Here is a 19968-nt window from a genome sequence, read left to right on the forward strand (position 1 = left end):
TGTGTACTTAGCGAATAACTTCAACATTATGAAAATCAGCGGATTCGGAAAGGTCTGGAGTGTAGCACTACAAATTGTTTTGATCGATATAAACGATCAATAATGTGATATTTGATAGTTTAAACTTATTGTTATCTTATTAATTGATCGTTGTTACCGATCAATTGGGACTACTGATTGCTAAGTGGTTTGGGACAAAAACGGGACACACAAAGCTTTGCATCGGCTTGCAAGGCTTTGCATGTTTTTCGAAGATGGGGCGAGTGTGAGTGCCGTAGTATGGGATAACTTGTTGTTAGCTCAGGTAGTTCCAGAAACATCTAAGCCGTGGGTCGCAGGTTCGAATCCTGCAGGGCGCGCCATTTAACCTCTCAAAATTATGTTAATCCGTAAGCTTCTGCGGCGACGACGTTGCGCCATCCGCAGTACGTGACGCTAATATGCAAATAACTAATTGCGTTTAATCTGTTTATGGTGTTCCTCAGCCTGGATCTCGTGGGCGAAAGAATGGGCATTATTCATCGATTGATGGATGACCATTGCTTTTTCATAGTCGTCCATTTCAGAAAAGGGTGTCGCATTTTCCACAGTAGTCGGGGCGCTGGGTTTCTGTGTCTGAGCCATTTGCTGATGCGCGAAGGCGTCACCGTTATTCATCATCTCATGCGCCGTGGCGGATAATTGGCGGGATTCCATTTTCTCTGCGGCGTTTACGCCAGCTGAAATAAAAAAACGACAGCTAAAAGGGATGTAAACTTATTTATCTTATTTCTCCGGTGTGGGTTAATAAGAGAAATAATAAAACAGTCGTTGGGTCTGGCGCGTGACGGGATAATGACGATGATGTCAGATTATTTTGCTGGCTAGTGATAGCGCCTTTCACTATCGCTACAGTTCAACGGAGGTGTTTGGGTAATGTCAAAATAAAACGAGTAGCGCGCGTATCGGAGGTGACAGAAACTTTTCCCTGATGCGCAATGACGATGGATTTTACAATTGCCAGGCCTATACCGCTGCCTTCCCCTTTACGCTGGCGGGAGGGATCAATGCGATAAAAATGATCGAAAAGGCGCGGCAAATGTTCCGGCGCGATTGGCGTACCGGGGTTTTCAACAATAATATGTATCTGGTCGTCCGCTTCTTTTATCCGAAGAGTAATGGTTTTACCCGGCGGCGTATAGCGCATCGTATTAGAGAGTAAATTACTGATCGCTCTGCGCAGCATGATGGGATCGCCGGTGATCCAGCAGGCGCGGCCTTCAAAGCGCAAGCTCCCAACACCTTTTCGGCAGAAAAACTCGATGAGACGCTTTACCACGGGGCGGTGCTCCGGGTGCGGCCAAAAGCCATGACGGTAGCGGTGATTATCGCCGGTCTGCTGCCTTTTTTATGGGGGGCTGGCGCGGGTTCTGAGGGGATGAGCCGTATTGCCGCGCCGATGGTCGGCGGCATGATTACCGCGCCGTTGCTGTCGCTGTTCATCATTCCGGCAGCCTACAAGCTGATGTGGCTGCGCAGGCATCGTCGCCTTGCGGTATAACGTGTGCCGCCCGCCTGCGGCGTCAAACTGCAGGCGGGTTCAGCCTACGTTTATCGTCCGAGCGCGCTGACCCGTTTGCGGTACTCGCCTGGTGTACAACCGAATTCACGGACAAAAGCTTTGTGAAAAGAAGATTCGCTCGCATAACCTACCGACTCGGCAATCACCATCACCGGCAGCGCTTCACGCGACAGGGTCTGAGCGGCGATTTGCAGGCGCAGCGTTGTTAACACGGCTAAGGGCGTCGTAGCGGATACGTCGCGAAATAGCTGGGCGAAGCTTGCCCGCGACATGTGTACCCGTTGCGCCAGCGTTTCGACCGTCCAGGGATGCGCCGGTGTTTCCAGCATGTGAAGGATCACGCGGCCCAGCCGGGGATGCAGCAATAAATTGAGCACGCTTTTCGCTGTGCCAGCCTGCGATAGCCAGTCGCGAACGGCAAGGGTAAACAGCGTGGCGCACTGCTGACTGTATAAGACATCAGCGCCAGGTAAATGGCGTTCTGACTCCTGCTGTAACAGCAAAATGGCGGCGTTAATCCAGATACTGGCGGGGCTATGCGGCGGCGGGGCAAGACATAACACTTCCGGCAACGCGGTAAGGAAATAACGCGACGTCGTGTGCAGACGTAGACTACCGCACACGATATGTGTCGGTGCTTCGCCAGACTGGCGCAAACGGTGGGCGGAGTTTTGCGGCAGAATCACCACCTTTCCCGGCGTAAGCGTCATGGCGTCGCCGGTAGGCATTTCCAGTTGCGCTTCGCCCTGCGTAACGGTATGCCAGCGAATCACCGATAGCTCGCCAGCGGCGTGCGGTAACTGCCAGTCGCCGCCTAACGGGCAATTCTTGTCGATTGAGCCCTGAGGGGCGTTAAGCGTCAATAGCCGACTAAGCGCATCCATATAGACTCCAGAGCAGATTTATTTTCAAAAATAGAGATAACCATTTCTGTATCTGTTCACTATATTTCTGACTCAATGTCATTTCTACCCTTATTTTTGCTAACCGCCAATTTAGACGATAAGACAAAAAATGACGCGTTGCGGATAACCCTGTCTTTTTTGACGTTACTTATACTTGTCCTGACAAACAGATGGTGATTTGGCGGAGAAAGAAGATGACACAGTATCAGGCGCTCATTATTGGTTTTGGCAAGGCAGGAAAAACGTTGGCGGCAACTCTGGCGAAGACGGGATGGCGCGTGGCGATTATCGAACAGTCCGCCAGTATGTTCGGCGGAACCTGCATCAACATTGGCTGTATTCCAACGAAAACGCTGGTGCATGATGCGGAACGTGAGGGCGATTTTTCTGTCGCCATGCAACGCAAAGCGGCGGTCGTAAATTTTTTACGCGACAAAAATTTTCATAATCTTGCCGACCTGGACAATGTCGATGTGATTGAGGGAAGGGCGGAGTTTATTGATAACCATACCTTACGGGTATTTCAGGCGGACGGCGAGCGGGTGTTACGGGGAGAAAAGATCTTCATTAATACTGGCGCAGAGTCGGTGATCCCGGCTATTACGGGCTTAACAACGACGGCAGGGGTGTTCGATAGCACCGGGCTACTCAGCCTGAGCCAGCGTCCGGCGCGGCTGGGGATTTTAGGCGGCGGTTATATTGGCCTTGAATTTGCCTCAATGTTCGCCAACTTCGGTACGAAGGTCACTATCTTTGAAGCAGCGCCGCAATTCCTGCCTCGTGAAGATCGGGATATCGCGCAGGCAATTACCCGTATTTTACAGGAAAAGGGCGTCGAGCTGATTTTAAACGCCAACGTACAGGCCGTATCCTCAAAGGAGGGCGCGGTACAAGTAGAAACGCCGGAAGGCGCGCATCTTGTGGATGCCCTGCTGGTGGCGTCGGGGCGAAAACCGGCGACGGCTGGCTTACAGTTGCGGAACGCCGGCGTGGCGGTGAACGAACGCGGCGGGATCATCGTGGATGATTACCTGCGTACCACGGCGGACAATATCTGGGCGATGGGCGATGTTACCGGTGGGTTGCAGTTTACCTATATTTCACTGGATGATTTTCGTATTGTACGCGACGGGTTATTGGGAGATGGCAAACGCAGTACCCGCGATCGCCAGAATGTTCCGTATTCCGTCTTTATGACGCCGCCGCTCTCTCGTGTCGGGCTGACGGAAGAACAAGCGCGGGCAAGCGGCGCAACGGTGCAGGTGGTGACATTACCGGTGGCGGCGATCCCTCGCGCCCGTGTTATGAACGATACCCGTGGCGTACTAAAAGCGGTAGTGGACGTGAATACGCAGCGTATCGTAGGGGTGTCATTGTTATGCGTCGATTCTCATGAAATGATTAATATCGTTAAAACCGTTATGGATGCAGATTTACCTTATACGGTGTTACGCGACCAGATCTTTACCCATCCTACAATGAGTGAGTCTTTAAACGATCTCTTCTCTCTCATTAAGTAAAACATAAATAACGTAGCCCTGTTAATCAGGGCTTTTTTTGCCTGTCAGGCTATAAAAATACGCCAGGACAAATATGCTGGCGTCTGAAAGAAAAGGCTTTAGTCAGGCGTAACGTATTATAACACCATTGAAATAACCCACGACTGGAAATCTCGATGTTAAAAGTTACCACACTTATTGCTTCATTATTGGCTGCGCCGCTGGCGTTTTCCGCCTCCGCCCAGCCGCTAACTGACGTTGAATATATCAGCGTTTCTGCGGTGTCAGCAACGCCGTCAATGCTTGAAGACGCTATTGCCAGACTGGCGCAAAGTAAACAGGCGTCGTCATGGAAAATTACGTCCATGCGTATTGATAATACGGGTTACGCCACTGCGATATTATATAAATAAGGAGAGCCTGAGATGGATAAATATCTTCGTCTGTTAAGTCAGGGGGATCGGCTGGGATTAACATTAATTCGCCTGAGTATCGCCATCGTTTTTATCTGGATTGGACTACTAAAATTTGTGCCCTATGAGGCAGACAGTATTACCCCGTTTGTAGCGAACAGTCCGTTTATGTCTTTTTTCTATGAACATCCTGAAGAATATCGTCAGCATCTGACTCATGAGGGCGAACTAAAACTGGAGGAACGCGCCTGGCAAACGGCCAATAATACGTATGCGTTTTCGGATGGTCTGGGCGTGGTGGAATTGATTATCGCGGCGCTGGTACTGGCTAACCCTGTCAGCCGCTGGTTAGGGCTGGCGGGCGGCGTGCTGGCATTCCTGACGCCATTTGTCACGCTGTCGTTTTTAATCACCACGCCGGAGGCCTGGGTTATGCCGCTGGGCGATGCGCATTATGGTTTTCCGTATTTATCGGGCGCCGGACGGCTGGTATTAAAAGATACGTTAATGCTGGCAGGTGCGGTGATGATCATGGCGGACTCCGCCCGTTCGTTACTTTTACAGCGACAGTAGCGCCCCTCTTACCCTCTTTATGCCGCGATTCGTCGGGTGGCGCTTGCGCCATCCGACAATTTATTGATGAATGATGGACTACCCTGACAGAAGTTCCTGTTCCACCTGTTGAACCTGCGCCTCCAGCGTATTGCGAATTTCGGTTAGCGCCCGTTCCTGCTCGGAGAAATAGGCTTCCTTATCCGCAACGGAAGAGGCGAGCCGCCAGGCATTTTCCGTTTCCAGTTGCGTTATCTCTTTCAACAGCGCGTCGATTTGCGTGCGGAGCTGGCGTATTTTATGGCGCAGATGTTCCAGATTATTTAGCCTGTCGCTTGCCATCATCGGTTCCAGACCGCTTTGCAGCTGCGTCAATAACGCGCGAATTGCCGCCAGATCGGCATTCTGCCGCGCCTGATTAAGCTGTACCATCATCTGGTGCGCTTTTTCTTTCAATTCATCGGCGACCACATCCGGGTGACACAGGCGGCTGGCCTGACGCCACAAACGTTTTAATTCACTGCGTTCGTCTGCCGACAAACGTTGATCGCGGGCGTAGCGGAATTGCGCTTCCTGCTGCTGCTCCCGGTACTGGTGATAGTCCTGTTCCGCATTTTCCTGCGCCTGGCGGAATGCGCTGTCGTCCTGATGGGAAAAATCCGCTTCCAGCTCGCGAATTTCCGCCAGCAACGCGGTAATTAATTCCGTCTGCTGCTGGATTCGCTGACGGATGCCCACCGCTTCGCGCGAGGCGGCATTCAATCCTGTCCACTGCTGTTTTAGCGTTGCCAGTTGATCCACGGCCTGGGAAATAAATTGCAGGCAGGATTGATAATCCTTTTCCCGGCGTTTTATTTCGGCTTCTTGCTTACGCTGCATACTCACCGCGAGCTGTTTACGCAACTCCAGAATACGGCTCATCAACGGCCCGAGGCGCAGATGATAGAGGTCGTTGAAATCGTCGAGGATTTGTACCCGCGCATTTCGTTTGTCAATCAGATCGCGAAGCTGGGCTTCAAGCGCTTTCAGCTCCAGCTTACTGGCGGCAATAGAGGGATCTTGCCACGTCGAGAGCGCCCGTTGAGCCTGTAGCCAGGCGGCGATCTCTTGCATGGCGTCACTGAATCGACGAGCTTCAATCGCCTGGGCAATCGCGCTGATTACGGCATCCTGCGGCTCATTTTTCAGGTAGATGAGCTGCTGACGGATAATCTCTTCGTCCTCAAGTTCAATGGCGCTTTTGATGATCTCTAAACGTTTGATGATCTTATTCATGACGTTGATGCCTGGCGTGGCTCAAAAACGGATAACAGATACCAGGTCTGATTCACCTTTTTGAAAATACTGAAAAAATACTAAATGTATTCTGTAGGGTGTCGTACTTTTCGTCCAGAGTTATTCACATGTTTTATACTCGGCGTCTGTCACCCGTAACGTTCTATATCGGCGCGCGCTCTTTTCTTTTTACTCCCCGCGATATCTTTTTTTACACGATAACGTTAACGTCCGGAGTTGAGCCTTGACAAACGATTGCGCCTTGCGGCAGCGAGAGCGAAATGTTAAAAGGTGCCCCTCAATAAAAACGATACAGGGGTAGGACGTGAAAAACGCGTCAACTGCATCCGGCGCCAGCGTGTCGGATGCCGCGTCGAAGAATGAACCGACGCTTCAACGGGGGTTGCAAAACCGCCATATTCAGCTAATTGCGCTGGGCGGCGCCATTGGCACCGGACTGTTTCTGGGCATCGGCCCGGCGATTCAAATGGCGGGGCCGGCTGTTTTGTTGGGCTATGGCGTTGCCGGGATTATCGCTTTTCTCATTATGCGCCAGTTGGGTGAAATGGTCGTGGAAGAGCCGGTTTCCGGATCGTTTGCCCACTTCGCCTGGAAATATTGGGGGCCGTTTGCGGGCTTTTTGTCGGGCTGGAACTATTGGGTCATGTTTGTGCTGGTCGGGATGGCGGAGCTGACCGCGGCGGGCATCTATATGCAGTACTGGCTGCCTGACGTACCAACATGGGTATGGGCGGCGGTGTTTTTTATTATCATTAATGCCGTGAATCTGGTGAACGTTCGTCTGTATGGCGAAACGGAATTCTGGTTCGCGCTGATTAAAGTGCTGGCGATTATCGGCATGATAGGTTTTGGTCTGTGGCTGCTGTTCTCCGGCCACGGCGGCGAACATGCCAGCATTGATAACCTCTGGCGTTATAACGGTTTCTTCGCTACCGGTTGGCATGGTTTGCTTCTGTCGCTGGCGGTGATTATGTTTTCTTTTGGCGGACTGGAGCTGATCGGCATTACTGCGGCGGAAGCGCGCGATCCGCAAAAAAGCATTCCGAAAGCGGTGAATCAGGTGGTATACCGTATTTTGCTGTTCTACATCGGTTCGCTGGTGGTGTTGCTGGCGCTCTATCCGTGGGTAGAGGTGAAATCCAATAGCAGCCCTTTTGTGATGATCTTCCATAACCTGGACAGTAATGTGGTGGCGTCGGCGCTGAATTTCGTTATTCTGGTCGCGTCGCTTTCGGTGTATAACAGCGGCGTTTATTCGAATAGCCGAATGCTGTTCGGCCTGTCCGTACAAGGCAACGCGCCGAAATTTTTAACCCGCGTCAGCCATCGCGGCGTGCCGGTGAACTCGCTGATGCTTTCCGGAGCGATTACCTCGCTGGTGGTGCTGATCAACTATCTGTTGCCGCAAAAAGCGTTTAGCCTGTTGATGGCGCTGGTTGTCGCGACGCTATTGCTAAACTGGATAATGATCTGTCTCGCGCATTTACGTTTTCGCGCGGCGATGCGTCGTAAAGGGCGCGAGACGCAATTTAAGGCGCTGTTCTATCCCGCCGGAAATTATTTGTGCATTGCGTTTCTGGCGCTGATTCTGGTGTTAATGTGTACGATGGACGATATGCGATTGTCGGCGATTTTGCTGCCGGTATGGATTGTATTCCTGTTTATCGCGTTTACAGTTTTGCGCCGTAAGGCTCATTAACTTTTTTGCCCGATCCCATGCTCATGCGATCGGGCAATCCATTAATGCCGCAATGTCCCTGACAGCGCGCGAATATCGCTGCCGGTCGGCGTCTGATGAATACGCAAGCCAAACTCTTCCACCACGGCAAAAATATGGTCGAAAATATCGGCCTGAATGCTCTCATATTCCAGCCACACGACGGTATTGGTAAAGGCGTAGATCTCTATCGGCAAACCATGATCGTCAGGCGCCAGTTGGCGTACCATCAGCGTCATATCTTTACGGATGCGCGGATGGTGGCGTAAATATTCGTTCAGATAGGCGCGAAATGTCCCGATATTGGTCATTCGGCGGTGATTTAAGGCTGATTCCGGCGCATCCAGCTGTTTATTCCATTCATCGATTTCCTGATGACGGCTGGTAAGGTACGGCTTTAACAGTTGCGCGGTTAACAGCCGCTGTTTTTCATCATCATCCAGAAAATGGATACTGGTCGCGTCAATATTAATGCTGCGTTTAATCCGGCGTCCGCCGGACGCAGACATGCCGCTCCAGTTTTTGAACGAGTCGGAAACCAGTGACCAGGTGGGAATGGTGGTGATGGTATTATCCCAGTTGCGTACTTTTACCGTGGTTAAGCCAATATCAATGACCGCGCCATCTGCGCCATATTTTGGCATCTCCAGCCAGTCGCCCAGTTTGAGCATATCGTTGGCGGAAAGCTGGATACCGGCAACCAGGCCAAGAATCGGGTCTTTAAAGACCAGCATTAATACCGCGGCCATCGCGCCCAGCCCGCTGATTAAAATTGCTGGTGACTGGCCAATCAGCAGTGAGATCATCAGAATGCCGACGATAATTGCGCCGATGAGCTTAATGCCCTGAAATATTCCTTTTAGCGGCAACTGAGAGGCGGCGGGCCATTTTTGCGATAGATTGAAAATCACGTCCAGCAGAGAAAATAACGACAGCAGGGCGTAGGTCATAATCCATAACTGCGCGCAGGTCGTCAGGATATCCGCAGCCTCACTGCCTTTTTGTAGCCAGAGCGCGGCCTGAATATTGACAATGATGCCTTGCAGCGTAAAAGCCAGACGATGGAATAATTTATTCTGGGTAATAATTTGCAGCCACAGGCGGGAACTGGCGCTGGCGCGTTTTTCAAAAGCGCGCAGTACTATCCAGTGCAAAATAATATGCACGACAACTGCCGTCAGAAAAATAATACCAAATATCACCACCAGCGATGTGGTGTGATTCATTTCAATTCCCGCTAAATCTTCTACCCGGGATATCAATTCCTGCATAATCTCTCCTTTATAAACAGCAGCCTATGATGACTGCTGAATGGCATTTATGCAAATCAGGACGCTCGCGCTTCAGGCATAATCAGCAACAGACGGGTAAAAGCGCTTCAGGGGTTATCCATACGCTATATTTTATCCAGCGCCCCATAAACGTCGTTATTTTACGCCACCCCATTTTTTTGAACAGGCGCCAGTTCGTCAACAATGGATGAAAACATTTTAACCAGAATGCTTAAAACGATTGCAATGTTTCTGTCGGATGATGATTAGCACCGTCGTACCTCTCAACAATAACATTAAGGAACATCGGATGACCCAAAAGCGTACCCTGCTAAAATACGGCATACTCTCGCTGGCGCTGGCCGCGCCATTATCTGCCTGTGCGTTTGACTCTCTTACGGTATTTGGCGATAGCCTTAGCGATACCGGGAATAACGGTCGCTGGACCTGGGATAGTGGTCAAAATAAGCTCTACGACGAACAGTTGGCCGAACGATTTGGGCTGGCATTAAGCCCTTCCAACAATGGCGGTTCTAATTATGCCGCCGGCGGCGCGACGGCGACCCCGGAATTAAACCCGCAGGATAATACCGCGGATCAGGTACGGCAGTGGCTTGCCAAAACGGGGGGAAAAGCCGACCACAACGGTTTGTATATTCACTGGGTCGGCGGAAACGATCTGGCGGCGGCCATCGCGCAACCAACCATGGCACAGCAAATAGCCGGTAATAGCGCCACTAACGCGGCGGCGCAGGTAGGACTGTTACTGGATGCCGGCGCCGGGCTGGTTGTGGTGCCAAACGTACCGGATATTAGTGCGACGCCAATGCTTCTGGAGGCGGTAATCACCGCCGGGCTGGGCGCAGCGGCGCCTCCGGCGTTAAAAGCGGCGTTAGACGCTCTGGCGGAGGGTGCTACGCCCGATTTCGCCAGTCGGCAACAGGCGATCCGCAAGGCGTTGCTGGCGGCGGCTGCAACGGTAAGCAGCAATCCGTTTATTCAGCAACTGCTCGTTGAGCAACTGCTGGCGGGCTATGAAACGGCGGCAGAGCAGGCGTCAGCTCTGACCGATTATTATAATCAGATGGAAGAGAAGGGGCTGGAGCAACACGGCGGCAATATAGCCCGTGCCGATATCAACGGCCTCTTTAAGGAAATTCTTGCCAACCCGCAGGCGTTTGGTCTGACAAATACCGTAGGTATGGCCTGCCCGCCGGGCGTATCCGCTTCGGCGTGCTCCTCGGCAATGCCTGGATTTAATGCGTCGCAGGACTATCTGTTTGCCGATCATTTACATCCCGGTCCGCAGGTCCATACCATTATTGCGCAATATATCCAGTCGATCATTGCCGCGCCGGTACAGGCGACATACCTGAACCAAAGCGTTCAGTCGATGGCGCAAGGCAGTCGTACCACGCTTGACAGCCGTTATCAGCAGCTTCGCCAGGGGGAAAATCCTGTTGGTTCACTGGGCATGTTCGGCGGATACAGCGGGGGATATCAACGTTATGATAATAATGAGGCCGACGGGAACGGTAATCATAATAATCTGACGGTTGGCGTCGATTATCAGCTTAACGAGCAGGTACTGCTGGGAGGGCTGATAGCCGGTTCTCTGGATAAGCAACATCCTGACGATAATTATCGTTATGATGCCCGCGGTTTTCAGGCCGCCGTATTCAGCCATTTACGCGCCGGTCAGGCGTGGCTGGATAGCGATTTACACTATCTGTCCGCTAAATTCAGTAACATCCAGCGCAGTATAACGCTCGGTGCGCTAAGACGGGTGGAAGAGGGCGAAACCAACGGTCGGCTGTGGGGCGCGAGGTTAACCAGCGGTTATGATTTTGTCATGATGCCGTGGTTAACGACCGGACCGATGCTGCAATATGCATGGGATTACAGCCACGTTAATGGTTATAGCGAGAAGCTCAATACCAGTACATCAATGCGTTTTGGCGACCAAAACGCCCATTCGCAGGTGGGTAGCGCTGGTTGGCGTCTGGATCTCCGCCACAGCATCATTCACTCCTGGGCGCAGATTAATTATCGCCGTCAGTTTGGCGATGATACGTATGTGGCGAACGGCGGCCTTAAATCGACCGCGCTGACGTTTAGCCGCGACGGAAAAGCGCAGGATAAAAACTGGGTTGATATCGCGATTGGCGCAGATTTTCCGCTGTCGGCAACGGTGTCCGCTTTCGCCGGGCTGGCGCAAACGGCAGGGTTAAGCGATGGCAATCAAACCCGTTATAACGTTGGGTTTAGCGCCCGATTTTGATGATACGCCAGGGAGGGCCAACTCCGTGGTGACAATATCGCCATCGTAGGCGCAAACCGGTGTCACGCCGTTTTCTCCTTCATCCAGATAGGGGTATCCAGATATGGCAAACGGCGTGCCAGTTTTAAATATTATTTATTTTCAATAGGTTGAGAGAGGGAGTTAACACTAGCGATGTAAAACCTGGCACTTCGCGCTATTAATCATTGGGGAACCTGGCAGAAAGGTGAAAAAAGCCGGACGGGCGTCCGGCTTAGGCAGGGGATTAAACTTCCGTCAGTGTGGTTTCAAGCGGCAGACGTGATTTCGGCAGCCCGGCGTTGAAATCCTCGACGCTATGATGGCCGACCGGCACCACGACCAGACTGGTATAGCCTTTTTCTTTCAGACCAAATTCAGCGTCGAGCACCTCGGCGTCGAAACCTTCAATGGGGACGGCGTCGAGACCCATCGCGGCGACGCCCAGCAGAAAGTTGCCGACGTTCAGATAAACCTGCTTCGCCATCCACTGGTGGTCATCTTTCAGCGAGACGCGGTGCATATCGGCGAAAAAGCGGCGACCTTTATCATTTGCCGCTTTAGCTTCCGGCGTAGCGAAACGGCCATCAGCATCTTCCTGATCGACGACGCGCTCAAGCCATGCGTCATCCATTGCGGTTTTGGCGCAGAAGACCACCACATGGGAGGCGTCCAGCATTTTGCGTTCGTTGAACGTGTAGTTTCCGGCAGCGGATTTTGCTACGCGCGCTTTGCCTTCTTCCGTACTGGCGACAATAAAGTGCCACGGCTGGGAATTGGTGCTGGAGGGGCTGTACTGTAGTAGTGTTTTTATTTTATCCGCTTCTTCGGCGGTCAGTTTTTTGCTGGGATCGAACGCCTTGGTGGAGTAGCGCTGTAAGGCGACAGAAACGATATCCATAAATGCTCCTGGTTGGTTTAGTACCCTTTTGTATCAGCAGGGTACCGGGTTATCGGTAAAAAGATAAGGGAGGAAAATGCGGAAACGGTTATTGCATCAGCGCGGCCGCAGGCGCAGTTGCTCTCTTTTAGGCAGCCCGTCTACGACCAGATTCCATGAGTCATTTATCAAATCGTTGAGTAGCGAGACGGTGATATCCTCACCCGCATAGACTGAAATCCAGTGTTTCTTATTCATGTGATAGCCAGGCGCAATGCTGGGGTAAATTTGTTGATTTACCAGGGATTTTTGGGGATCCGACTTCAGGTTCACCACTGGACGGCAGTGATGTTCAGTGAAAAGCATGAATATTTTGCCGCCGACTTTAAACACATCGTACTGTGGGCCGAAAGGCCAGCAGTGTTCGGTAAAAGGCAGTTCCAGCGCAAAGCGTTTTGCACAGGCGTGCAGTGTTTGACCGTCCATTATTGCTCCTCGCGAGTCAGCGCGCGCCACATGGCTTCGAATCCCAGCGCAATATATTCGCCAGCGCGAGCGGGATCGCGCGCGGCGAAATCCATTGTTGTTTCAGCCAGCGCCAGAAAAAGGCCGTCGCCGAAGGCGCGGTACTCATCCGACATAAACACCATCAAAACGGAACGATGACATAAATCGCGCAATTCGGGGAACATATCGTCGGCCCGTTGTTCCGTCTCTTTGGTGAGCTTTTCGCTGACGGCCAGTTGACGGATCGCCCGATGGCGCGCGGGATGGTTCAGACCCCAACTGATGTAACTGTTCCAGATAAAACGAGTCATCATTTTGGCATCGGTAATGGATCGATCCAGCTCCATTATCATTGACTGGCAGAGATCCTGCTTTAAATGCAAATACAACGTGTTAATCAGCTCATCTTTGGTCGCGAAATAGCGAAACAATGTTCCTTCTGCAACACCTGCGTTACGCGCAATCACCGCCGTTGAGGCAGCGATGCCGGATTGCGCTATCGCCTGGGTTGCCGCTTCCAGTAATGCTTGTTTTTTGTCTTCACTCTTCGGACGAGCCACTACACGTTACCCTTATGTCTGGAAAAACATGATTGAATCATGCCCGTTGTCGCGTCGCAACGGTGAATGTCAACCTTTGAAAAGTACCTTGACGGCGTATCTTTGCTTTCTATAATGAGTGCTTACTCACTCATAATCAAGGGCTGCCGCATGAAGTGGTAGAAAAGCATATTGCAGGCCATGCGATAAGCCGTCTCACAATTTGTGTGGTTATTACTATGCTTATTGCTGTTGCCGTAAATGTGCGGTGCGGGAGCCGCTGACGAGTTTGATAGAGGGGAGAGCACGATGACCATTTCCGCTCAGGTTATCGACACGATTGTCGAGTGGATTGATGATAATTTGAATCAGCCGTTACGTATTGATGATATTGCCCGTCATGCGGGGTATTCCAAGTGGCACCTGCAGCGCCTTTTTATGCAGTACAAAGGGGAGAGTCTGGGGCGCTACGTGCGTGAACGTAAGCTAAAACTGGCGGCGCGCGACCTGCGCGACACCGACCAGAAGGTGTATGATATTTGTCTAAAGTATGGTTTTGATTCGCAGCAAACCTTTACGCGCATTTTTACCCGCACGTTCAACCTGCCGCCAGGCGCTTATCGTAAAGAAAAGCATGGCCGTACGCATTGAAATGTTTAATCGGCCAGCGAAAACCAACGCCGCCAGATAAAGCGAATAACATAATATTCCAGCGCGCCGAGCAAAAGAAACCATAAACAAAACAACAAAGTATAAAGCTGGTTGAGATCCATAAGATGAAAGATCCCGACCAGTTTTTGCGCCAGCGCAAGGCCGAGCGAAGGGGCGGGCAGCAGCAGGCTGGAGAGCAACGCCATCAGCAAAATACCGGCAGCGGTCATCAATGATTCAAGCGGGTGTTTCATGGCTTTGTTAAACGTAAGTTAAAACGCCATTGTCCGGGATATCGCCTGGTAAGGCAAATATGCTGTCTATTGTCCCGCCCAGATTTCACAATGTTTTTGTACCAGGCCTATCAGCGATCCGCCGTCGGCAATAAACTCCCGCATATATTGCGCTTCGTTACCGCCTTTTTTCACCTGCAGACGTAGTGCGTCAATGGCGCTGTCGGCGCCCAGCTTGCGCGCAGAGGGGGTAACGTTGTCCAGCAGACGCAGTGTATCATCTGCCAGGCGACGGCGGTCGCCGGTATAGGCATCGGTTAGCAAGCTCTCCAGACCATAGCGGCAAGCCTGAAAACGGTTGAATTTATATAACAGATAGTCTTGTTCCTGCGGTTTAAAGGGACGCTCGGTCAGCAGCCAGTGCGCGGTCGCCTGAATCAACCCTGCCATATTGATGGCATGATCAAGGGTGAGCGGCGTATCCATCACCCGAACTTCTACCGTGCCAAAGGCCGGGCTGGGGCGGATATCCCAGTGCAAATCTTTGATGCTGTCGATCATCGTGGTGTAAGACAGACGACGAAATAGTCCGGCAAACTCTTGCCAGTTACTGACCCACGGCATGGGACCGTTATCGGGAAAAGCGGAAAAAATATTCAGGCGCGCGCAGGCAAAACGGGTGTCAGATCCTTGCATATAGGGAGACGCGGCGGAGAGCGCAATAAAGTGTGGCACAAAATGCGACAGCCCGTGTAAAAGATAAATCGCATCGTCGCCGTTCGCGCAGCCGACGTGGACATGCTGGCCGAAAACCGTCGCCTGTTGAATTAAGTAGCCGAAATTTTCCAGCGTGCGTTGATAGCGCTCATTATCACAGACCTCCTGACGCTGCCATTTTTGAAAAGGGTGCGTACCGCCGCCGCAAATGCCGAGATGGTGTTCCGACGCCGCCTGTAAAATAACGTGCTGCATGGCAGAAAGTTGGGCCGCCGCCTGGTCAATATCGCGGCAGACGCCCGTGGCCATCTCCAGCATACTTTCGGTGATATCGTGCTTAATTTCTCCCGCAGTAAGTTGGGGCTTAACGGCGTCGATCAGTGTAGAAGAGTCCTGACTTAAATCGTAGCCAGGTGGATTGATCACCTGCATCTCCAGCTCAATACCAAGCGTATAAGGTTCAGAAACGTGAAAATCATTCAGCGCCATAGTGATCTCATTTATCGGGGTATTGCGCTAAGTATAGAAGCGGGAGCGCTCCTGTCGTGGGGAAAGCGCGTTATTGCAGAAACAAGAGTAATAACGCTATTGCCACGTTGAAACCATTCTGTACGGACGGTACGTTCAGCCATCGTGGCGGCAAAGGCTGGCAGCAGATGTAACGAGATGTGCGTGGCGGTAAGCGAGGTAACTTTTGCGCTATCGAATCCCGGGAGCGTGACGCGGTCTGAAAAGGCTTTATAAACGCTCTCCTTGGCGGAGAAAGCCAGCGTCAGGGCAAGCGGAAAAGGGAGCGAGCTCGCCTGGAGAATTTGGTGCTCATCGCTATCGATAATGGACGGCGCCAGCTCTGTCGCCGTGTGCTGACTCATGATTTTTTCTATATCAACGCCGACACGTTGTCGGGATATGACGGCCAGCGCCGTTGACGCACAGTGGCTGATGCTGCCAAATAGGCCGTCCGGCCATAGCGGCTGTCGCTTGTCGCCAATACCGGGCACTGTCCTGACGCCCACCTCGCGTAGCGCGTGAACGGCGGCAATGCGGCCTGCCAGATGTTCAGCTTTACGCTTGCGTCCGGCAGACCGGAGCCGATCGTGATGAGGAAGCCATAGCAGGTCGTGTTCGTGAAAGCTGCTCGCATCAAAGTCGACGATATGCAGCCTGTGTCCGGCAAAGGGAAGGGGAAAATGAGATGTCCGCATCGTTTTTTGCTAATTCCCTCCCCGAATGAGGGAGGGAAGGTTGCCATCAGAAATGGGTATTAATGCTCATATACCACGTACGTCCCGGTTCGTTATAGGTGTACGCGCCAGCGCCCGCCATATAAGCGCCAGTTTGAGTATCCCTGACGGTTTGCGCGTTACCTTCACGCCACAGACGTTTGTCAAAGAGGTTATCCACGCCACCGGTCAGGCTGACATTTTTGGTCACGTCCCAGGTCGCGCTCAGGCCAACAATACTGTATGGGCTGACCGCTTGCTTATCTGTTCCGGTAACGGGGTTACCCTGATAATCATATTTCTTCGGCTCTTGTTTGCCGTACCAGGTGAAGGTCGATTGCAGAGAAACGTCCTGACGTACCTGCCAGCTCAGGGTTGAGTTAAGCGTGTACTGTGGAATAATCGACAGGCGTTCGCCGGTCTCTTTGTTTTTACTCTGCAGCATATACGTAACGTTATTCGTCCAGTTGACGGTGTCGCTAACCGGTACGTTTAACGTGCCTTCCAGACCTTCAACGACCGCTTTCGGCACGTTCTCCCACTGATAGACATCCGTTTTGCCGTTGTTGATACGCTGCAACGGCACCGTACCCGCTTCAATCTTATTGCGGTAATCATTGCGGAACCAGGTGATGCCGGCCAGCCAGCCATCGCGTTTAAATTCCAGACCGATCTCTTTATTGATGCTGGTCTCGGCTTTCAGATCATCGTTACCCATCATATAGCAGCCGATGCCGGTACCCGCGCCAGTCGCGTAGCAACCCTGACCTTTACTGTACAAAATATAGTTTGGGTTAGTCTGGTACAGACTCGGGGCTTTATAAGCGCGGGCGATCCCCATTTTCAGGGTAAAGTCATCCCCCAGACCTTGCGACAGGTTCAGCGACGGGCTCCAGTTATCCCCCACAATACTGTGATGATCGAAACGTAGCCCCGGCGTCAGCATGGTGCTGTCGGTCAGTTCCATGTTGTTTTCAGCAAACAGAGAGAAAATTTCCGCTTTTGAATAGGGGCTACGATTGGTACTGCTGTAACCCGGGATATTTCCCCCCATAAAGGTTTGCGAGTTGGAGAGCTCGTCTTTCATACGCTGTTGGGCCCATTCGCTACCCAGCGTCAGGTTTTGATTGACCAGCAGATCGAAAGGAAGGCTCACTTCGCTGTGTAGGGTGACGTCATTCAAATCGGCATCGGCATATTTTTGCGATGCTTTGGGATCGAAAATTCCTTCGGTGCCGCCTGCTAAGCCTTCCGGCATCCGGGAGTTACGGGTATGTTCGTATTGCACCCAGTTACTGGTGGTTACGCCATTATCCCAGCCGCCGTTCCAGGTCAGAGAGTAGTTCTGCCGATAGAGGCGGTTCGTCTCTTTTCCGTAATTATCTTTCACCAGTTGGTTCGTATTGGTGTTCTGAGTATCACCGGCATAGAGATTGCCCTGGCGACTGTATCCGGCCTCCAGCTCCAGAGACTGAAGCGGAGCAAAATCCCAACGAACTACGCCGTTGATATCTTTGTTAATGACCCCCTCGCGTCCTGCCGGTAGCGTGTCGGCGTAACTCCCGGTACGTTCAGACTGATGCCCCTGGTTAATATTACGCGCATCCGCCTGCGTTTTGTCGAGGTTGCCATACAGACGGAAGCTGAAATCCCCGCCCAGCGGGCCGTTCAGGCTAAAGTTAGTGCGTTTGGTCGCGCCTTCGTCTTTATGTTCCGGCGCGTTGAAATAGGTATTCCAGGAACCGTGCCACTCGCTACCGCCTTTTTTGGTAATGATATTGACCACGCCACCCGCCGCGCCGTTACCGTAGCGTGCGGCGGCAGGGCCACGCAGCACTTCAATGCGTTCGATCATCTCCGGCGGCACCCACGCGGTATCGCCGCGGGTATCGCGTTCGCCGCGCCAGCCCAGGCGCACCGAGTTACGGCTGGTGACGGGTTTACCGTCTATCAGGATGAGGGTGTTTTCCGGCCCCATGCCGCGAATATCGATTTGGCGGTTATTCCCGCGCTGACCGCTGGTGGAGTTGCCGGTCAGGTTTACGCCTGGCATGGTGCGGATGATTTCTGACACGTCGCGCGCGGGCGGATTTTTGCGGATCTCATCGGCGGTGATGGTGGATACGCCTGGCGCCTGTAGGTTTTGCTGGGCAGCGGTCACCACGATGGTGTCTTCATTGGTGAGCGCAGCGCTATCGGTTTTTTCTTCCGCCATCACGGGCAGAGCGGCCCCGTAAATCCCTAAATTGACCAGTAAGGTCAGGGAATGAATCTTCTTGTTCATTGTATATCCTGCTTTTCTTTAGCCACATAAGCCAAAGCGCCCGTCAAAGGCATTGGCCGGGTGGTGAAATTGTGTTCGCGCGTCCCATAGCGCGACAATACGCTATTGCAAATGCAAATAGTTATCAATAATATTATCAATATATTTCACCTTTTATATACAAAATTCATAATAAACACAGGGTTATAATGAAAGAGGCGCTGGCAACGGGAAGCGAGGCCTGGTGGAGGACGAAAACCGGGCCGGAATGGATACGGGAAAAAGACGGAAATTATCGGGTCACTTTTTGGTGGCGCGACCCGCAGGGAAACGAAACACACTCCCCGATACGGCATGTCTGGGTCTACATCACTGGCGTAACCGATCATCATCAAAACGCGCAGCCTCAGACGATGGCGCGTATTGCCGGAACGGATGTCTGGCGCTGGAGCACGGCGCTTAGCGCTAACTGGCGCGGCAGCTACTGTTTTATTCCTACCGAGCGCGATGACGCTTTTGCCGCTTTTGCGCCGGGCGAAACGCCCGATCGGAACGCACTGCGTGAAGGCTGGCGACAGCTATTACCGCAGGCAATTGCCGACCCGCTTAATTCGCAAAGCTGGCGGGGAGGACGTGGTCATGCGGTTTCAGCGCTGGAAATGCCGGATGCGCCCCTTCAGCCGGGATGGGATCGTCCTGAAACGCCGTACTCGCCGCCTTTGATGATGCAGTGGCATAGCGCACGTCTGGGCAATTCCCGCCGCGTATGGATATTGACGACCGGAGACGAGGCGCCGGAGGAAAAACCGTTGGCTATTCTGCTGGACGGTCAATTCTGGGCGGAAAATATGCCCGTCTGGCCCGCGCTCGCCTCGCTGACTCATCAACGCCTGCTTCCTGGTGCCGTCTACCTGCTGATTGACGCGATTGATACTCAACACCGCAGCCAGGAGTTGACCTGCAATGCCGACTTCTGGCTGGCGGTGCAGCAGGAACTGTTGCCGCAAGTCAGAGCCGTGACGCCTTTTAGCGATGATGCCGGGCGAACGGTGGTCGCCGGACAGAGTTTTGGCGGCCTGTCGGCGCTGTATGCCGGCCTGAACTGGCCGACGCGTTTTGGCTGTGTACTAAGCCAGTCAGGATCGTTCTGGTGGCCCCATCGCATCACCCCGCCGGAGGGGGAAGTCATTACCCGGCTGAAAACCGGCGCATTATGCGCGCACGGACTGCGTATCGTACTGGAAGCCGGCGTGCGTGAGCCGATCGTGTTTCAGGCGAATCAGGCGCTTTATGCCCAACTGAATACCTCGCAGCAGTCCATTTTCTGGCGTCAGGTTGACGGCGGACACGATGCGCTTTGCTGGCGCGGCGGGCTAACGCAAGGGCTGATGCTGCTTTGGCAGCCGCTTATCGACACGCTTTAACCGGGCACATGTCCATGA

18 protein-coding genes and 2 pseudogenes are annotated in these 19968 nt (G+C 52.6%); 8 read left to right on the top strand and 12 right to left on the bottom strand.

Translation table 11 applies throughout. From position 1 onward, the window contains the following. Positions 1 to 450 precede the first annotated feature (450 nt). Together NA624_RS06240 and NA624_RS06245 are read right to left on the bottom strand one after the other, a co-directional pair. Positions 451 to 696, bottom strand: coding sequence for a copper-binding protein (locus tag NA624_RS06240; protein WP_000445905.1), 246 nt, complete (start codon positions 694 to 696; stop codon positions 451 to 453). 199 nt (positions 697 to 895) lie between these two features. Continuing rightward, positions 896 to 1270: pseudogene (locus NA624_RS06245) on the bottom strand (ATP-binding protein); the annotation flags it as partial. Positions 1271 to 1273: 3 nt separating this feature from the next. Here NA624_RS06245 and NA624_RS06250 point away from each other — a divergent pair. After that, positions 1274 to 1540, top strand: a pseudogene (locus NA624_RS06250) (efflux RND transporter permease subunit); the annotation flags it as partial. 50 nt (positions 1541 to 1590) lie between these two features. Here the strand turns inward: NA624_RS06250 and rclR are convergent. Further along, positions 1591 to 2445 carry a reactive chlorine-specific transcriptional regulator RclR gene (gene rclR, locus NA624_RS06255; protein ID WP_000339619.1) on the bottom strand — a complete coding sequence of 285 codons (855 nt, stop codon included), beginning with the start codon at positions 2443 to 2445 and terminating at the stop codon, positions 1591 to 1593. Between the two features lie 215 nt (positions 2446 to 2660). On the opposite strand from rclR, the gene rclA reads away from it, so the two are divergent. The 3 genes from rclA (at position 2661) to rclC (ending at position 4951) form a co-directional block, all read left to right on the top strand. Further along, positions 2661 to 3986, top strand: a complete 1326-nt coding sequence (rclA, locus tag NA624_RS06260; RefSeq protein ID WP_000195932.1) for a reactive chlorine resistance oxidoreductase RclA — start codon at positions 2661 to 2663, stop codon at positions 3984 to 3986. Between the two features lie 155 nt (positions 3987 to 4141). Next, on the top strand, positions 4142 to 4378 hold the full coding sequence (gene rclB / locus NA624_RS06265) for a reactive chlorine resistance periplasmic protein RclB (RefSeq protein WP_000922170.1): 237 nt from the start codon (positions 4142 to 4144) through the stop codon (positions 4376 to 4378). Positions 4379 to 4390: 12 nt separating this feature from the next. Continuing rightward, the gene (gene rclC, locus NA624_RS06270; RefSeq protein ID WP_000362175.1) at positions 4391 to 4951 is read left to right on the top strand and encodes a reactive chlorine resistance membrane protein RclC; all 561 of its coding nucleotides are present in this window, start codon (positions 4391 to 4393) and stop codon (positions 4949 to 4951) included. A 78-nt stretch (positions 4952 to 5029) separates the two neighbouring features. On the opposite strand, the gene NA624_RS06275 is transcribed toward rclC, so the two are convergent. Beyond that, complete coding sequence (locus NA624_RS06275; RefSeq protein WP_001033457.1) at positions 5030 to 6205, bottom strand: DnaJ family molecular chaperone; 1176 nt, start codon at positions 6203 to 6205, stop codon at positions 5030 to 5032. Between the two features lie 325 nt (positions 6206 to 6530). Here NA624_RS06275 and pheP point away from each other — a divergent pair, with 325 nt between their 5' ends. Continuing rightward, positions 6531 to 7925, top strand: a complete 1395-nt coding sequence (gene pheP, locus NA624_RS06280; protein WP_000786293.1) for a phenylalanine transporter — start codon at positions 6531 to 6533, stop codon at positions 7923 to 7925. A 41-nt stretch (positions 7926 to 7966) separates the two neighbouring features. On the opposite strand, the gene NA624_RS06285 is transcribed toward pheP, so the two are convergent. Next, positions 7967 to 9214: a mechanosensitive ion channel family protein gene (locus NA624_RS06285; RefSeq protein ID WP_001156978.1), complete on the bottom strand. Its 1248-nt coding sequence runs from the start codon at positions 9212 to 9214 to the stop codon at positions 7967 to 7969. Positions 9215 to 9524: 310 nt separating this feature from the next. Between NA624_RS06285 and NA624_RS06290 the strand changes: the two genes are divergently transcribed. After that, complete coding sequence (locus NA624_RS06290; protein ID WP_000192408.1) at positions 9525 to 11495, top strand: autotransporter domain-containing esterase; 1971 nt, start codon at positions 9525 to 9527, stop codon at positions 11493 to 11495. Between the two features lie 265 nt (positions 11496 to 11760). Here the strand turns inward: NA624_RS06290 and nfsB are convergent, their stop codons facing one another. The 3 genes from nfsB to NA624_RS06305 all read right to left on the bottom strand — a co-directional run bounded on the left by nfsB (position 11761) and on the right by NA624_RS06305 (position 13460). Further along, a complete protein-coding gene (gene nfsB, locus NA624_RS06295; RefSeq protein ID WP_000355879.1) occupies positions 11761 to 12414 on the bottom strand; it encodes an oxygen-insensitive NAD(P)H nitroreductase in 654 nt (217 codons plus the stop codon). A gap of 96 nt (positions 12415 to 12510) precedes the next feature. Beyond that, entirely contained in the window at positions 12511 to 12879 is a 369-nt protein-coding gene (locus tag NA624_RS06300) for an MmcQ/YjbR family DNA-binding protein (RefSeq protein WP_000348989.1), read from the bottom strand. Then, positions 12879 to 13460 (bottom strand): TetR/AcrR family transcriptional regulator, encoded by a 582-nt coding sequence (locus NA624_RS06305; RefSeq protein WP_000113609.1) that lies wholly within the window; start codon positions 13458 to 13460, stop codon positions 12879 to 12881. Before NA624_RS06305 ends, NA624_RS06300 begins: the two co-directional genes overlap by 1 nt. 288 nt (positions 13461 to 13748) lie before the next feature. Between NA624_RS06305 and NA624_RS06310 the strand changes: the two genes are divergently transcribed. Beyond that, the gene (locus NA624_RS06310; protein ID WP_000155633.1) at positions 13749 to 14090 is read left to right on the top strand and encodes a RamA family antibiotic efflux transcriptional regulator; all 342 of its coding nucleotides are present in this window, start codon (positions 13749 to 13751) and stop codon (positions 14088 to 14090) included. 5 nt (positions 14091 to 14095) lie between these two features. Here NA624_RS06310 and NA624_RS06315 read toward each other — a convergent pair whose 3' ends face one another. From NA624_RS06315 to NA624_RS06330, 4 genes are all read right to left on the bottom strand, one after another. Then, positions 14096 to 14344 carry a DUF1158 family protein gene (locus NA624_RS06315; RefSeq protein ID WP_000682497.1) on the bottom strand — a complete coding sequence of 83 codons (249 nt, stop codon included), beginning with the start codon at positions 14342 to 14344 and terminating at the stop codon, positions 14096 to 14098. A gap of 66 nt (positions 14345 to 14410) precedes the next feature. Continuing rightward, positions 14411 to 15529: a YbdK family carboxylate-amine ligase gene (locus NA624_RS06320; protein ID WP_001196912.1), complete on the bottom strand. Its 1119-nt coding sequence runs from the start codon at positions 15527 to 15529 to the stop codon at positions 14411 to 14413. 11 nt (positions 15530 to 15540) lie between these two features. Beyond that, complete coding sequence (gene entD, locus NA624_RS06325; RefSeq protein ID WP_001260566.1) at positions 15541 to 16245, bottom strand: enterobactin synthase subunit EntD; 705 nt, start codon at positions 16243 to 16245, stop codon at positions 15541 to 15543. 46 nt (positions 16246 to 16291) lie between these two features. Continuing rightward, positions 16292 to 18547: a TonB-dependent siderophore receptor gene (locus NA624_RS06330; RefSeq protein ID WP_001034964.1), complete on the bottom strand. Its 2256-nt coding sequence runs from the start codon at positions 18545 to 18547 to the stop codon at positions 16292 to 16294. Between the two features lie 188 nt (positions 18548 to 18735). On the opposite strand from NA624_RS06330, the gene fes reads away from it, so the two are divergent. Continuing rightward, positions 18736 to 19950: an enterochelin esterase gene (gene fes / locus NA624_RS06335; protein WP_000656586.1), complete on the top strand. Its 1215-nt coding sequence runs from the start codon at positions 18736 to 18738 to the stop codon at positions 19948 to 19950. Positions 19951 to 19968: the final 18 nt, after the last annotated feature.

It is taken from the genome of Salmonella sp. NW38, assembly GCF_051807745.1.
GTDB lineage: Bacteria > Pseudomonadota > Gammaproteobacteria > Enterobacterales > Enterobacteriaceae > Salmonella > Salmonella enterica.

What these genes read in the sequence shown, in the direction of transcription:
- NA624_RS06300 (WP_000348989.1), bottom strand. Translation starts at nt 12,879, where the DNA reads ATGGACGGTCAAACACTGCACGCCTGTGCAAAACGCTTTGCGCTGGAA.
- rclB (WP_000922170.1), top strand. Translation starts at nt 4,142, where the DNA reads ATGTTAAAAGTTACCACACTTATTGCTTCATTATTGGCTGCGCCGCTG.
- NA624_RS06290 (WP_000192408.1), top strand. Translation starts at nt 9,525, where the DNA reads ATGACCCAAAAGCGTACCCTGCTAAAATACGGCATACTCTCGCTGGCG.
- rclC (WP_000362175.1), top strand. Translation starts at nt 4,391, where the DNA reads ATGGATAAATATCTTCGTCTGTTAAGTCAGGGGGATCGGCTGGGATTA.
- NA624_RS06285 (WP_001156978.1), bottom strand. Translation starts at nt 9,214, where the DNA reads ATGCAGGAATTGATATCCCGGGTAGAAGATTTAGCGGGAATTGAAATG.
- NA624_RS06275 (WP_001033457.1), bottom strand. Translation starts at nt 6,205, where the DNA reads ATGAATAAGATCATCAAACGTTTAGAGATCATCAAAAGCGCCATTGAA.
- fes (WP_000656586.1), top strand. Translation starts at nt 18,736, where the DNA reads ATGAAAGAGGCGCTGGCAACGGGAAGCGAGGCCTGGTGGAGGACGAAA.
- rclR (WP_000339619.1), bottom strand. Translation starts at nt 2,445, where the DNA reads ATGGATGCGCTTAGTCGGCTATTGACGCTTAACGCCCCTCAGGGCTCA.
- rclA (WP_000195932.1), top strand. Translation starts at nt 2,661, where the DNA reads ATGACACAGTATCAGGCGCTCATTATTGGTTTTGGCAAGGCAGGAAAA.
- NA624_RS06320 (WP_001196912.1), bottom strand. Translation starts at nt 15,529, where the DNA reads ATGGCGCTGAATGATTTTCACGTTTCTGAACCTTATACGCTTGGTATT.
- NA624_RS06240 (WP_000445905.1), bottom strand. Translation starts at nt 696, where the DNA reads ATGGAATCCCGCCAATTATCCGCCACGGCGCATGAGATGATGAATAAC.
- entD (WP_001260566.1), bottom strand. Translation starts at nt 16,245, where the DNA reads ATGCGGACATCTCATTTTCCCCTTCCCTTTGCCGGACACAGGCTGCAT.
- NA624_RS06315 (WP_000682497.1), bottom strand. Translation starts at nt 14,344, where the DNA reads ATGAAACACCCGCTTGAATCATTGATGACCGCTGCCGGTATTTTGCTG.
- NA624_RS06310 (WP_000155633.1), top strand. Translation starts at nt 13,749, where the DNA reads ATGACCATTTCCGCTCAGGTTATCGACACGATTGTCGAGTGGATTGAT.
- nfsB (WP_000355879.1), bottom strand. Translation starts at nt 12,414, where the DNA reads ATGGATATCGTTTCTGTCGCCTTACAGCGCTACTCCACCAAGGCGTTC.
- NA624_RS06330 (WP_001034964.1), bottom strand. Translation starts at nt 18,547, where the DNA reads ATGAACAAGAAGATTCATTCCCTGACCTTACTGGTCAATTTAGGGATT.